Source organism: Neobacillus niacini (assembly GCF_000759675.1).
Lineage (GTDB): Bacteria > Bacillota > Bacilli > Bacillales > Cytobacillaceae > Neobacillus > Neobacillus niacini_A.
The window spans coordinates 75,655-89,589 of record NZ_BAWM01000001.1; the positions used below are offsets into that span (position 1 = coordinate 75,655).

13 protein-coding genes are annotated in these 13,935 nt (G+C 39.2%); 9 read left to right on the plus strand and 4 right to left on the minus strand.

Features of this window, described 5'->3' with window-relative positions:
- Positions 1-47: 47 nt before the first annotated feature.
- The 4 genes from TR08_RS00335 to TR08_RS00350 all read right to left on the minus strand — a co-directional run bounded on the left by TR08_RS00335 (position 48) and on the right by TR08_RS00350 (position 3,679).
- Entirely contained in the window at positions 48-887 is an 840-nt protein-coding gene (locus TR08_RS00335) for a YjjW family glycine radical enzyme activase (RefSeq protein WP_045514722.1), read from the minus strand.
- On the minus strand, positions 884-2,380 hold the full coding sequence (locus TR08_RS00340; protein WP_045514725.1) for a YjjI family glycine radical enzyme: 1,497 nt from the start codon (positions 2,378-2,380) through the stop codon (positions 884-886). Before TR08_RS00340 ends, TR08_RS00335 begins: the two co-directional genes overlap by 4 nt.
- Positions 2,381-2,397: 17 nt before the next feature.
- Complete coding sequence (locus tag TR08_RS00345; RefSeq protein WP_045514728.1) at positions 2,398-3,105, minus strand: Crp/Fnr family transcriptional regulator; 708 nt, start codon at positions 3,103-3,105, stop codon at positions 2,398-2,400.
- Between the two features lie 283 nt (positions 3,106-3,388).
- Positions 3,389-3,679 (minus strand): nuclease-related domain-containing protein, encoded by a 291-nt coding sequence (locus TR08_RS00350; RefSeq protein WP_045514732.1) that lies wholly within the window; start codon positions 3,677-3,679, stop codon positions 3,389-3,391.
- 235 nt (positions 3,680-3,914) lie between these two features.
- On the opposite strand from TR08_RS00350, the gene TR08_RS00355 reads away from it, so the two are divergent.
- The 9 genes from TR08_RS00355 (at position 3,915) to TR08_RS00395 (ending at position 13,894) form a co-directional block, all read left to right on the plus strand.
- Positions 3,915-4,538 carry a TetR/AcrR family transcriptional regulator gene (locus TR08_RS00355; protein WP_045514734.1) on the plus strand — a complete coding sequence of 208 codons (624 nt, stop codon included), beginning with the start codon at positions 3,915-3,917 and terminating at the stop codon, positions 4,536-4,538.
- Between the two features lie 12 nt (positions 4,539-4,550).
- Positions 4,551-5,435, plus strand: a complete 885-nt coding sequence (locus TR08_RS00360) for an ABC transporter ATP-binding protein (protein WP_045514736.1) — start codon at positions 4,551-4,553, stop codon at positions 5,433-5,435.
- Positions 5,436-5,441: 6 nt separating this feature from the next.
- A complete protein-coding gene (locus TR08_RS00365) occupies positions 5,442-6,239 on the plus strand; it encodes an ABC transporter permease subunit (RefSeq protein ID WP_045514737.1) in 798 nt (265 codons plus the stop codon).
- Between the two features lie 27 nt (positions 6,240-6,266).
- Entirely contained in the window at positions 6,267-7,064 is a 798-nt protein-coding gene (locus tag TR08_RS00370) for an ABC transporter permease subunit (protein WP_045514738.1), read from the plus strand.
- A gap of 71 nt (positions 7,065-7,135) precedes the next feature.
- Positions 7,136-7,483, plus strand: coding sequence for an ASCH domain-containing protein (locus TR08_RS00375; RefSeq protein ID WP_045514739.1), 348 nt, complete (start codon positions 7,136-7,138; stop codon positions 7,481-7,483).
- A 93-nt stretch (positions 7,484-7,576) separates the two neighbouring features.
- Positions 7,577-9,307 carry an ABC transporter ATP-binding protein gene (locus TR08_RS00380; RefSeq protein ID WP_045514740.1) on the plus strand — a complete coding sequence of 577 codons (1,731 nt, stop codon included), beginning with the start codon at positions 7,577-7,579 and terminating at the stop codon, positions 9,305-9,307.
- Complete coding sequence (locus TR08_RS00385; protein WP_045514741.1) at positions 9,308-11,170, plus strand: ABC transporter ATP-binding protein; 1,863 nt, start codon at positions 9,308-9,310, stop codon at positions 11,168-11,170.
- Positions 11,171-11,229: 59 nt separating this feature from the next.
- The gene (locus TR08_RS00390) at positions 11,230-12,429 is read left to right on the plus strand and encodes an MFS transporter (protein WP_045514744.1); all 1,200 of its coding nucleotides are present in this window, start codon (positions 11,230-11,232) and stop codon (positions 12,427-12,429) included.
- Between the two features lie 289 nt (positions 12,430-12,718).
- Positions 12,719-13,894, plus strand: coding sequence for an ABC transporter substrate-binding protein (locus TR08_RS00395; RefSeq protein ID WP_045514747.1), 1,176 nt, complete (start codon positions 12,719-12,721; stop codon positions 13,892-13,894).
- Positions 13,895-13,935 lie beyond the last annotated feature (41 nt).

The window sequence follows — 13,935 nt, forward strand, 5'->3', positions numbered from 1 at the left end:
ATACTAGCAGTAGTCCTTATTAACAAATTAAGCCAGATCATGTTAAATTAAACAATGACAGCCTTTTTGAAACCAAATCCGCAGGCTAGCTGCAATAGTTTCTGAATATAAACCTCATCTGGAGATGGAGTATTTTGCAAACGCCCCTTTACCCCATAATGCCTAAACTTAATCAGTTTTAACTTTACGCTGGTTACCTTTTCGCCAATTGTCTCTGCAATTCCACTGATTACGGCTTCTGCGTCAACCTCTTCCTGCAAGCACACAATTCGTAATTCCTCTAATTTGTTGCAATCCGCAAGATATTTAAGATTCTTCTTAACGACAGAATTAGTAGGCCCACCTGTGAGTTTTTGGTAAGTTTGTTCATCCCAAGCCTTCACATCCAGCATGACACCTTGGCAAAGTTCCATCATTTCGGGAAAGCGGCTGAAATCGGTCGTCCCATTGCTGTCGATTAAGCATGTAAGTCCCTGTTCGCGAGCTTTTGCAAACAGTTCCTTGATAAAATTAGGGTACAGGGTGCATTCACCACCCGATACCGTAATCCCCCGGATAAATGGAATATTCTTTTGAACCTCCCGGAAGACCTCGTCTGGAGTCATATTTCTTACACGTGGTGAGGCAAAAGACGGACAAACGGTAATACATTGGTCGCATGAGATACATACTTCAGGATCCCAGTTTACACGGCCGCCGGCGATGGTCAATGCACCCGATGGACAACCACTCACACAAATACCGCAGTGATTGCATAGTCTTTGTGTTTCAGGATTATGACAATAGGCACAGGCTAGGTTACATCCTTGCAAAAATATGGAAGTTCGATTCCCCGGCCCATCGACAAGGCTTAAGGGTATAATCTTGTTTATGGGAGCCCTAGTCATACCCCCCTCACCTTTCTATCTTTAAGATGGTTATGCTCGTAGTTCGGCGCACCAAGGTGTGTAGTATCGTGAAGAACCACCTGATTATTTCTGTATTTTTCCATCTCGCTGCGTTTTACTAAATAACCGGTAATACGCACTAAGTCGCTATTCTCCTCATAAAAACTAATGTATTTTGAACCTAATGAAAATGAACCTTTTACAATATCAAGAATAGCACTAGGATTATTTCGACCAGTGGTTTCAAATGGAAAAATATCTCCACAGCCTGTCGTAATTTCCCTATGGAATCGTGCACTATGTCTTAGGTGATCGTAAATATTCTCCAATTCATCACCCACAGGGATCCGCACGCCTGATGTGATTCCTAGATCGTAATCCATACCAACCTGCGCATGGAGCATAAAATGGCCATTTGCAATTTTAGAATACTTGGCAGGGAACTGTACTGCAAAATTTGAAATAATCGTCATAATTTGATCAGCAAGATTGTCTGCATCGACATCGTGTCCATAGCGTTTTCCATTTTGGCCCATTAGGATGTTTGCACACTCGGCTAAACCGGTAATTCCTAACATGCCAATAAAGTTGTCCGGATGAATGAAACCTTCCTTAACAAGGAAAGACGACTCAAAAAAGCCAGATTGTTCAACTAAAAAACTTATGCGTTCGTTCATGTAATTTCCCAATGCCTCTAGACAATCAGGAAGCAGTTCATTTAAAAACTGTTCGGCAGATGTCGCAACTTTTGCAAGCCCAGGCAGAGTGATCCTAGAAAGCGTATAGGCACCACCGCAAATGGGTAAAATATTGTAGCAGCTTGAAATCCCATAATCAGTGGAATAGGTCTTCTTATGCACCTTATGATTGCAAAAAGCAGGATTGGCACAGAATAAGCTGGTGTAAATTCCTAGTTCAGCATACTCATCAGGAGTAATATCCGGGTCATATTTCAGCGTAAAGTTAGGAACTGCATTCTGTAGCTCCTTTTCCAACTCCAAAATCAACTTCCCTGCGCGAGTTGCCTCCGGACCAATATTCGCATGACAGAAAGAATCTGTAATCGTGCGATCAAGATAGTTTAAAAATAGGCGAAGCTTTTTCTTTGCCATCTCATCACTAACGCCATCCAAAAATGGCTCAATAAGCTTGTCAATGTTACCGAGAAAAACCGGGAATCCAGTGATAGACGGAACATGTTTATAGAGAATCATCAAGGAGTTCAATAATTCATCCAAATCCTTCGGTGGATCAATCTGTAAAAACCCGCTTCCATTTTTAATAAACTTTTCATAATCTGGCATAATATAACGTGGGCGATAAGGCGCATGTCCTTCATACAGATCATCTATTGCATTTATCTCAAAATAATATCTGGTTTTCTCTGGAATACTTAAAATAGACAGAGTATCTTCTGCCGCATGTGCAAGTGACATTACCTTTTGCTCGTAGGTAAGCTTTTTGGATGTGACAATGTCTAAAACTTGATTCATACTTTACACTCCCTCTTTTATTTACTGATCTTTTTATCAATTAATTCTACAAGTTGTTCGTATTGTCTCTCGGATATGACAATTTTCCCCCCTACAATTGTAATCAGCCTGTTGCCTGAGAGCTTTCTAATTGATCGATTAACTGTTTTCGTACTGAAGCCCGTTTCATCTGCAATCTGTTGTCGTTTCATTTGAATAATGCATGTTTTGTCTTTTGCATGCTTTCGATAATATTTTGTCATATAAAGCATGAGGCGATCGATACCGTCAAGAAACAAATAGACACGATCGTTTTTCGACTGCTCCAGGACAAGGCTCATAATAGTACGTGTTCGTAAAAACAACGCCTGCGAATCATTCCGTATCCAGTTTAAGTAGCTATCCATTGGCAAGACGATAAACTTACAATCTGTAGAAGTTACTAAAGTTGCTTTGTATGAAGAGATACCTGCTAATCCCTCCATTTCGCCAAACAACTCTGGTGCCTGAAACTCGGTAAAAACATAGACATCACCTGAAATTTGCTCTTCAGTTGCTCTTACATGCCCCTCAATTAAAATCCAAATTGCATTACAGTGGTCGTTTGCAGATATAAACTTAGTATCCGCTTTCATTTTAACCATACGACAGGAACGACTAGATATGGGGATGTGTTTAAATAATTGCTGCAAATATTCCTGTTGAGGCTGTGGAGCCATACCGATTGCTGCGATTATATCCTCCATATTTTATCCCCTCCTTCAAACAAATTATATTGACATAATTATTTTACCCAAAGGACATGTGTCCTCTATTTTTTATTTTTTCTTATAGATAACAGGTATATTCACATATTGTTCTTAAGTGTATATACACGTTGTAAATGATAAAAAAGAGACATAGGGACTAGGCCCCTGATTATGAACGAAACTGTCAAGTTTCCCGCTCGTACAGTTTAATTGTTTTATTTTTGGTCAACTTTAAGAATAGAAACTATTTTCAGCTTCTTTTCTTTTGTTTAAGATGAGCCTACTTTAGTTGTCCGTCTTCCCGCCTTTGAATAAGTTGGGGTGGATTATCCCTGAACTCTAAACTGCCAGCCAAATTCTTTGTTTCTAAAATAACGCCATAATAGGGTGTTTTGATCAGGTGGTCAATTTGAAAATTACTGTTTGAAGAAAGTGGTAAGTCGTGGAAAATGTTGTTTTTGAATGGGAATCGATACTTTTGAAGAACTTCAGCCACTCGTTGCTCTCCGCTAATCCCCGCTTCAATGATAGATTGTTTTGAGGCTAGTACTGAAATAATTGGATGATTCATGGATATCCTACTTTGCGCGAAAATCAAACCTTTAATGTAAGTGAGTCAGAACGCTCTTTCATTTTTCACCTCCATCCGTATCCTAGCACATCCCTAACCCTAAATATATGGACTTCATAATTTTGTAAAAAATACAGCTTGTCTAGTATTGACCAGAGGAGTCAACGGGAGTAAACTGTGATTGACTGATGTGGTCAACGACATGAAGTCAGCAAATAGAAAGGAGGCTGCTAATTTGTTTTCCAAGTTTTTAAACCTAGAGTCTGAAAAACAGGACCGAATCATTAATGCAGCAATAAAGGAATTTGCCCAGAAGGGATATGATAGTGCGTCAACCAATGAAATCGTAAAAGAGGCTGGTATTTCAAAGGGACTATTATTTCATTATTTTCAGAACAAAAAGCAGCTGTTTTTCTTTTTATTTGACTACTGCTACAACATTATTGCTGATGAATTTTACAAAAAAGTGGACCTGACAGAAGTGGATTTTTTCAACCGAATGCGGCAATCAGTGATGATCAAGATGGATTTGCTGACCCAATATCCTGACATCTTTAACTTTATTAAAGAGGCCTTTATGCAAGATTCAGCTGAATTAAAAGTGGAGTTAGAAAAAAAGAAAACAGAATTAACTGCAATCAATATTGAAAAAGTTTACGAGGGTATTGATGTATCAAAATTTAGAGATGACTTGGATTTACAAAAAATCCTTAAGATTATTACCTGGACCTTTGAAAAAATGAGTGATGAAGAGCTTCACATGGCAAAGTTATCACCTACCCATCAAATTGATTATGAAAAAGTTTATAACAAAGCTGAAGAATATTTTGAGATTTTCATTAAATGCTTTTATAAATAGGGGGCAGTGACGATGAATGTGATTGAAATTAAGAATCTAACAAAGACTTACGGCAAAGCAAGAGGAATCAGCGATATTAGCTTTTCTGTCGAGGAGGGTGAGATTTTTGGATTTATCGGCCCCAACGGTGCCGGGAAATCGACAACGATCCGGACACTCCTTTCACTCATTTATCCAACCAGCGGCAGTGCGACTATTTTTGGCAAAGACACCGTCCAATTTGCTCCAGAAATCAAAAAGGAAATTGGCTATTTACCATCTGAGGTATTCTACTATGACAATATGAAGGTAAAGGATCTATTAAACTATTCAGCGAGTTTTTATAAAAAGGATTGCAGTAAGAGAATAAGAGAATTAGCTGAGATCATGGACTTAGATCTAAATAAAAAAATTGATGATCTTTCACTGGGAAATAAAAAGAAGGTCGGAATTGTTCAGGGGCTGCTTCATGAGCCGAAACTGATTATTCTGGATGAACCAACGAGCGGCTTAGATCCGCTCATGCAGCAAAAATTCTTTGAATTGCTTGAGGAAGAGAATAGAAAAGGCGCTACGATTCTATTCTCCTCTCATATTTTAACGGAGGTTCAACGCCTATGTAATCGTGTCGCGATTATTAAAGAGGGCAAGATTGTTACCGTGGAAAAGATTAGTACCTTAAAAGAGAATACCTACAAAAAGTTCAAGGTAGAAACCAAATCAACCCTCGATCCAAATTACTTTAACCTAGCAGGTGTGAATAAATTAGAGGTGAAGGATAACCTTACAAGCTTTTTATTTAAAGGGAATATTAACGAAGTCATGAGAAAAATAGCCGACATTGAAATTACAAATCTATGGATTGAAGAGCCAGACCTTGAGGAGATTTTTATGCATTACTACGAAAAGGAGGCCTAATAAAAGATGAATATATTGTTACATGAATTAAAGGCATATCGAAAATCTACGATTATTTGGACGATTTCCTTAATTATGGTTGTAGCGCTATTTATGTCATTTTACCCTTCTTTTACAAAGGATACAGAAGAGTTTAGAAAGCTGCTTGAAGGGTATCCAGCGGCGCTAAGAGAAGCATTCGGGATTAATTTAGATAACTTCTTTTCGATTCTTGGCTTCTATTGCTATGGGCTATCATTTGTTACACTTTGCGGAGCAATCCAGGCAATGAATCTTGGTACGAGTATTGTAAGCAAAGAAGTCAGGGAGAAAACAGCTGACTTCCTGTTAACAAAACCTGTAACACGTACCACTGTTTTGACAAACAAATTATTGGCGGCACTGATTTCAATCATATTAACGAATATTGTTTATTTAGCAGCAGCAACGCTATTAGCATACCAAGTAGCAACGGAAGATTTTAATGTTAGTATTTTCATCCTGCTTTCATTGACAGTATTATTTGTACAACTGATTTTTCTAGCATTAGGAATCATTATTTCAGTCATTGTCCAAAAAATAAAATCAGTGTTGACTGTATCGCTTGCAACTGTTTTTGCTTTCTATTTCTTAGGGATGTTCAGCTCAACTTCTGGTGAAGAAGCGAAACGGTACCTTTCTCCATTTAAGTATTTTGACACGGCATATATCATAGAAAAGTCTAGTTACGAGGCTTCCTTTTTGATAATTGGAGGAATAGTAATGATCTTAGCAGTTGGAGCAAGCTACTTTATCTATGCTAAAAAGGATATTCACTCGGTTTAACGCGGTCCAAGGAGGAGTGATGATAGGATGAATATATTTTTAAAAGAATTGAAGTCACATAGGAAATCGCTTGTTTTTTGGAGTATTGGCGTTTTTCTTATGGTTGTCTCGGGAATGTTTAAGTATGAGAGTCTATCTTCTTCTGGTCAGCCAATGAATGAAATGCTGGAGGGGATGCCAAAATCAATGCTTGCCGTATTAGGAATAGGTGAATTTGATATTTCAACAGCAACCGGTTATTACGGGTTACTGTTTATCTATTTGCTATTAATGGCGACCATTCATGCTGCGATGCTGGGGGCAACGATTATTGCAAAAGAGGAGCGGGACAAAACCTCTGAGTTTTTATTTGTTAAACCTGTATCAAGGAATGGGATTATTACAGCAAAATTGGCTGCTGCATTCGTAAATATCTTAATCCTGAATATAGTCACATTCGTTTCATCACTTGTATTAGTCGGTAAATATAGCAATGGTGAAGTGGTTACGGGTGATATTGTGGTTACAATGGCGGGGATGTTTATTTTGCAGCTTTTATTTATGGTAATCGGCAGTTCACTTGCAGCGGTTAAAAGGAAGTCTAAAACAGCCGCTTCCTTAGCAACAGGTGTTCTTTTGCTTACGTATGTCATCTCGGTTGCGATTGATTTAAATGAAAATATAGAAGGCTTTAAATACTTTACCCCGTTTAAATATTTTGAGGCAAAAAATGTGATGTTTGGCGGTGGGTTTGAGTTCACTTTTGTACTATTATCGGGCGTCCTGATTGCAGCACTTACAGTCGTAACATTTATATTTTATAAAAAAAGAGATTTGAATGTGTAAATAGGTTTTTAATAACGTGGTGATAGTGTTAAAATAGTGAAAGCGCAATTGGAAAAAAGGAGGATAACGCTATGCAACAAAATGAAAACACTACACTACCGCCAAAAACCTGCTCAATCGAACGATTAGTTACGATGGAGTCTGATGTTAAAAAGGTGCTTGAAGGAGAAAAGACTGCTACCCGCAGAAATGGAAGATATGCCGATCCAGGTGAAATCATGACTCTTGAAGGTAAGCAATTTGTAGTTGAGTGCGTTTATTCGCAAAGCTTAGGAGAATTGACTGATGATGATGCACGCCGCGAGGGCTACCCTACGGTTGAAGAGTATAAGCAATCGATTCTTGCCTACCACCCGGGTATGCCATGGCTGCCGCAAATGCGTGTTTGGGTTCATGAATTTCGCCCACTAGAAGATTAAGTAAAAGTATGAGTTCTTTTCATAGGACTCATACTTTTTTTGCTATAATAGCTTTATCCATAATTATGAAGAGATTTCCAGGGGTGAAGGGTCATGGGGTTTTTAGCAAAATACATAAAGAAATATTGGAAGTCTTTTAGCTTAGCCGTTTTATTTTTAACCTTTGAAGCGATAAGTGATTTGTTAATGCCAACAATCATGGCAAAAATAATAGATGTCGGTGTAGCAGGCAGAGATTTAGACTACGTATTAAAGATGGGTGGTTTAATGCTGCTGATTACGCTTTTTGGCGCGATTGCTGCCTCAACAAGAAGTGTACTTGCCAGTATTGTCTCGCAAAGCTTTGGTTCAGAGCTAAGGTCGGACTTATATAAAAAAATCCAAACCCTATCGTTTAAAAATATTGACCGTTTTGAGCGTGCGTCGTTAATCACAAGGCTGACTAACGATGTGAGCCAGGTGCAAGTTTTTGCGAATGGCCTAATGCGGATTTTTGTTAAATCACCGCTTTTAGCCATCGGCGGCTTAATCATGGCGACTCGGTTAAACCTTCATCTATCAGTAGTATTGATTGCAGTTGTCCCAATTGTCGCCTTATTTATTATTCTAAACCTAAGACTTGGCTTCCCTCTTTTCTCAAAAGTACAAAAAGCGCTTGATCATGTTAACAGTGTTATGCGTGAGTACTTATCTGGTGTACGTGTAGTCAAAGCCTTCAATCGTTTTGATGTTGAAGTTAACAAATTTGATAAGACAAATGAAGAGTTCAAAAAGCAATCTATTTCCGCTACAAGGTTAATGGCTGTATTCAGCCCTGCGATTATGCTAACGGTTAACCTTGGAATTGTCGCTGTCCTCTGGATTGGCGGCTATGGCGTGACGGATGGCAATGTTCAGGTTGGTCATATTATTGCCTTTATTAATTACATGACTCAAATTCTTTTTTCATTAATGATGATCTCTATGGTATTTAATATGTTTGTCCGTGCGAAAACCTCAGCAGTAAGGATTAGTGAAGTTTTTTCCCAGGAGGATGATTTAACCTGGGAAGAGGGACAGAACACTCCTGCAGTTGAAAAAGGAAGAATAGAGTTTAATAATGTCTCCTTTTCTTATGAAGGAACAAGCGGAGAACCCGTTTTGAAAAATATTAACCTAGCAATTTTACCAGGAGAAACAGTCGGAATTATTGGCTCGACAGGGTCTGGTAAAAGCACCCTTATTGGCTTAATTCCCCGTTTTTATGATGTGAGTGCAGGTAGTATCAAAGTAGATGGTGAGGATATTCACCTTGTTGATCCTAAAAGACTGAGAGAAAAAATTGCTTTTGTTCCACAAAAAACGATTCTTTTTACCGGAAGTGTGGAGGAAAACATTAAGTGGGGAAAAGAAGACGCGTCAATCGAAGAAATTGAAAAAGCCGCAGAGATTGCCGGTGCACATGACTTTATTACGGCTTCTCCAGAAGGTTTTCAAACAAGAATAGGCCAAGGCGGAGTAAACTTCTCAGGTGGTCAAAAGCAACGGATTTCGATCGCAAGGGCATTAATAAAAAACCCACAAATTTTGATTTTAGATGATAGTACCAGTGCGGTTGACGTCACCACGGAGGCAAGAATTAAAGCAGGTTTAAAAAAATATGCAAATGGGCTAACGTGTATCCTCATTGCCCAGCGAATTACCTCGATTATCGATGCAGATAAAATTGTCGTCATGGATCATGGGGAAATCGTCGGAATGGGAAAACATGAGGAAGTATTAAGAGACTGCAAGGTTTACCAGGAAATCTATCAATCTCAAGTCGGTAAGGAGGTGGCGCTCTAAATGTCGAAAGGTGCAAATCAAACAAGTAACACACCCCCTCCCTTATCTATCCCGGGAAGACCTGGCGGATTTGGTGGCCATCGCCGAGGAGGACCGATTGCAAAACCGAAGAACTTTAAAGAAACAATGCGAAGGTTATGGCATTATTTTGGCAACGAAAGAAAAATGCTCACTATTGTGTTTTTATTCATCTTTTTCAGTGCAGCCCTATCGTTGCTATCTCCATTTTTAATTGGAAAAGCGATTGATACCATAAGCCTGGATAATAAAGTGGATTTTAATTTTCTTGAAGTGATGATTATTATTCTAATTTCAGCCTTCATTTTAGATGCACTACTGACGTTCATGCAGGGTTGGTTGATGGCAGGTGTCTCACAAAGGATCGTCAAGCGATTGCGCGATGCGCTTTTTAAAAAGCTGCAAAAGCTCCCAGTCTCCTTTTTTGACAAGCGGACACATGGGGAATTAATGAGCAGGCTTTCTAACGATATTGATAATGTCAGCAGTACGATTTCTCAGTCAACAACACAGTTGATGTCGGGTGTCATTGTTATTAGTGGTTCATTCATTATGATGTTAGTTCTGAGTCCAATTTTGACTGTGGCAAGCTTAGTAACGGTTCCCCTTGTCTTTTTGGTAACCAAGACAATTGCCAAAAGAACAAGTGTCTTGTTTAAAGATCAGCAAATTCAGCTTGGAAAATTGAATGGACAAATTGAGGAAACGATTTCTGGCATTGAGGTAGTGAAAGCATTTAATCATGAGGAAAAGGTTATATCTGAGTTTGAAGAGGTCAATCAGAAATTACGTGAGGTCGGCCTTAAGGCGCAAATTTGGTCTGGATTTCTCATGCCAATCATGAACGTAATAAATAATTTAGGTTTTGCGATTGTGGCAGTAACAGGAGGTTTCCTTGCTGTAAAGGGTATGATTACAGTTGGTGCCATTGCTAGTTTTATTACCTACTCAAGGCAGTTTGTAAGACCGCTTAACGACCTCGCGCAAATTTTTAATATGCTGCAGTCAGGTGTAGCCGGTGCGGAGCGCGTTTTTGAGATTCTCGATGAACAAGAGGAGCCTGATGATTTGCAGGATGCGGTTGTGTTAGATAAGCCAAAAGGACATGTTGTTTTTGAAAATGTCAGCTTCGGCTATCGCGGTGATGTGCCGATTTTAAAAAATGTTAGTTTTGAAACGGATATTGGTAGCAGCACTGCATTAGTTGGACCTACTGGTGCGGGAAAAACGACGATTGTTAATTTGCTAACAAGGTTTTACGATGTGACAGAGGGCAGGATTTTGTTAGATGGTCGTGATATTAGAGAATATACACGCGATAGCTTAAGAAGCTGTTTTGGATTTGTGCTGCAGGATACCTATCTGTTTTCGGGAACCATTAAAGAAAATATTAAGTACGGAAAGCCTTCGGCAAGTGATGAAGAGGTCATCAATGCGGCTAGAATGGCGAATGCCGATCCTTTTATTAAACGTCTGCCTAAACAATATGAAACGATTCTATCTGAAAACGGCGGAAACTTAAGTCAGGGCCAGCGCCAGTTGATTGCCATTGCCAGGGTTATTCTTGCAAAGCCCTCGGTATTGATATTAGATGAGGCAACAAGCAGTATAGATACCCGTACGGAGCTTCATATTCAAGAGGCACTGCTATCCTTAATGGAGGGCAGGACAAGTTTTATTATCGCCCATCGTTTAAACACGATCCGTGATGCAGACAGTATTATGGTTATCGAAAATGGGGAGATCGTAGAAAAAGGAAATCACGGAGAGCTCATGGAGCAGCAAGGAAGATACTATAATATGTTCTTCAATCAATTTAAAAACGTTGAAATCGCGGTTGATTAAAATAAAGAAAATTCATTAGGGAATAATGTCATTAATGGTACTCTTAAAGGGGGCTGGTTATGAAAAAAGAGATTTCTAACCGGAGATTGCTTTGGGTTTCCGGTACGGGCTGGATGTTTGATGCAATGGATGTTGGAATGCTTTCCTTCATTATTGCTGCATTAAAAGTGGAATGGGATTTATCAGCAGAACAGATGGGCTGGATAGGAAGCGTTCAGTCGATAGGGATGGCTGTAGGAGCATTAATTTTTGGCTTAATGGCAGACAGAATTGGCCGGAAAAATGTTTTTATCATTACGTTATTATTATTTTCAATCGGAAGCGGGATTTCCGCATTTGCCACTTCGATTACCATCTTTCTTATATTAAGATTTTTTATAGGAATGGGTCTTGGCGGCGAGCTTCCTGTTGCCTCGACACTTGTTTCTGAAAGTGTTCCGGCCGAAAAACGAGGGCGGATTGTCGTTTTACTAGAAAGTTTTTGGGCAGCCGGATGGCTGATTGCTGCAGTCATTTCCTATTTTATTATTCCGAAATATGGCTGGTCAACAGCCTTGTTAATTAGTGCAACGCCTGCACTGTTTGCCTTATATTTGCGAGTTGGTTTACCCGACTCACCGAGATTTGAAGCGATTAAGGAAAAAGAAAAGATTTCTGCGTTTCAAAGTCTTGCTAATCTATGGACGGATGAGTATCGCCGTCGTACAACTATGCTATGGATTGTCTGGTTTTGTGTCGTTTTCTCCTACTATGGAATGTTCCTATGGCTTCCAAGTGTGATGGTGTTGAAAGGCTTTAGTCTCATTAAAAGCTTTGGGTATGTTTTGATTATGACTTTAGCGCAATTGCCGGGTTATTTTACGGCCGCATGGGCAATTGAAAGATTCGGACGGAAGTTTGTCTTAGCTGTCTATTTAATTGGAACGGCTATCAGTGCTTATCTTTTTGGTAATGCAGAGTCAACGGCACTGTTAATGACATCGGGTATTCTTTTATCCTTCTTTAACCTAGGGGCATGGGGCGGATTATATGCCTATACCCCAGAGCAGTATCCAACCGTAATCCGCGGGACTGGTTCAGGTTCAGCGGCTGCATTTGGCCGATTAGGCGGGGTGCTAGGTCCATTGTTGGTTGGTTATCTAGTGGCACAAGAAACCTCAATTTCCGCAATATTCACTATCTTTTGTATTTCTGTTTTCATCGCTGCATTTGCCGTTATTTTTTTAGGAAAAGAAACGAAAAATAAAGTATTAGTATAATATTTAGATGAGAGAGACTTTCATAATGGAGTCTCTCTTTTTTTTTTTAACACAGTGTGATTTTATCGCTTTAAAGGGAAAGAGCATGAAGTTTTCCTATTAATTCTACGATTATAGTAAAAAATTATAAAAATATTAATTTTTCGGAATTATATTAAAATAACGCATTTTACTACTAGACGGATCGGGAATTATTTTGTACAATATTTTCAGAATATTATCTTTTTTTAAACATCTTGAAGATAGACAACGGGTAAAGGGGACTACTCAAAAATAGGGGGTATAGACAGTGAGAAAGAAAAAACTAGCAGGTGTTTTTATGTCGTTCATGATGGCGGCAGGTGTGTTGGCTGGCTGTAATTCATCCAGTACAAGCGGTGAAAAAGATAGCGAAACCATTAAAATTGGTGCCAATCTTGAACTTTCAGGCGGGGTAGCTTCTTACGGTCAATCAATCGAAGAGGGTATCAAATTGGCATTGGAAGAAATCAATAAAGAAGGTATTGATGGGAAGAAGCTAGAGCTTGTAACCTTCGATAATAAATCAGATGCAGCCGAGGCAACCAGCGGCACAACGAAGCTGATCAGCCAAGATAAGGTATCAGCCATTATCGGTGCAGCTACAAGTACAAACACATTGGCACAAGTACAAATCGCCCAGAAAAACAAGATTCCATTATTAACACCAACTGGAACAAATCCAACAATTACAAATAAAGATGGCGTCCTAAGTGACTTCGTATTCCGTACTTGCTTCATCGATCCGTTCCAAGGAACAGTGGCAGCTAACTTTGCTTCTAAAGATCTTAAAGTAAAAAATGCCGCGATCATTATTGACAGCTCAAGTGACTATGCAAAAGGGCTTGCTGCTGCATTCACAGAAGCATTTGAGGGAAATGGCGGGAAAGTTGTCAAGGAAGAGGCATATGTTGCAAAGGATACAGACTTTAATGCAATTTTAACTAACATTAAATCTGCAAATCCTGATTTTATCTTCCTGCCTGGATATTACGAGGAAGTAGGCTTAATTATTAAACAAGCTCGTGCCCTTGGTATTGAAGCTCCATTTATGGGCGGCGATGGCTGGGATTCTCCTAAACTAGTAGAAATTGCTGGTAGCGATCCGTTAAACAATACGTTTATCACAAACCACTATTCCTCTGGTGACTCTGATCCAAAGGTACAGGATTTCGTAAAAGCGTTTGAAGCAAAATATGATGGTAAATCTCCTGACGCATTTAATGCATTAGGCTATGACTCACTTTACTTCCTTGCAGATGCCATTAAGCGCGCTGGGAGCAGTGACCCTGTGAAGATTCAAAAAGCACTTAAGGAAACAAATGGACTTCAATTAGTATCTGGAACCATGAAGCTTGATAAAAACCATGATCCAATTAAATCTGCAGTAATCCTAGAATACAAAGGCGGCAAGCAAGAGTTTAACACGAAAGTAGATCCAGAATAAAATAATCGATGAAAAGAATAGGGAGCAGCTATGTCTCCCTA

Excerpts from the sequence above, each read along its gene's own strand:
- TR08_RS00380 (WP_045514740.1), top strand. The coding sequence starts at position 7,577 with ATGGGGTTTTTAGCAAAATACATAAAGAAATATTGGAAGTCTTTTAGC.
- TR08_RS00340 (WP_045514725.1), bottom strand. The coding sequence starts at position 2,380 with ATGAATCAAGTTTTAGACATTGTCACATCCAAAAAGCTTACCTACGAG.
- TR08_RS00360 (WP_045514736.1), top strand. The coding sequence starts at position 4,551 with ATGAATGTGATTGAAATTAAGAATCTAACAAAGACTTACGGCAAAGCA.
- TR08_RS00385 (WP_045514741.1), top strand. The coding sequence starts at position 9,308 with ATGTCGAAAGGTGCAAATCAAACAAGTAACACACCCCCTCCCTTATCT.
- TR08_RS00335 (WP_045514722.1), bottom strand. The coding sequence starts at position 887 with ATGACTAGGGCTCCCATAAACAAGATTATACCCTTAAGCCTTGTCGAT.
- TR08_RS00350 (WP_045514732.1), bottom strand. The coding sequence starts at position 3,679 with ATGAATCATCCAATTATTTCAGTACTAGCCTCAAAACAATCTATCATT.
- TR08_RS00345 (WP_045514728.1), bottom strand. The coding sequence starts at position 3,105 with ATGGAGGATATAATCGCAGCAATCGGTATGGCTCCACAGCCTCAACAG.
- TR08_RS00375 (WP_045514739.1), top strand. The coding sequence starts at position 7,136 with ATGCAACAAAATGAAAACACTACACTACCGCCAAAAACCTGCTCAATC.
- TR08_RS00390 (WP_045514744.1), top strand. The coding sequence starts at position 11,230 with ATGAAAAAAGAGATTTCTAACCGGAGATTGCTTTGGGTTTCCGGTACG.
- TR08_RS00370 (WP_045514738.1), top strand. The coding sequence starts at position 6,267 with ATGAATATATTTTTAAAAGAATTGAAGTCACATAGGAAATCGCTTGTT.
- TR08_RS00365 (WP_045514737.1), top strand. The coding sequence starts at position 5,442 with ATGAATATATTGTTACATGAATTAAAGGCATATCGAAAATCTACGATT.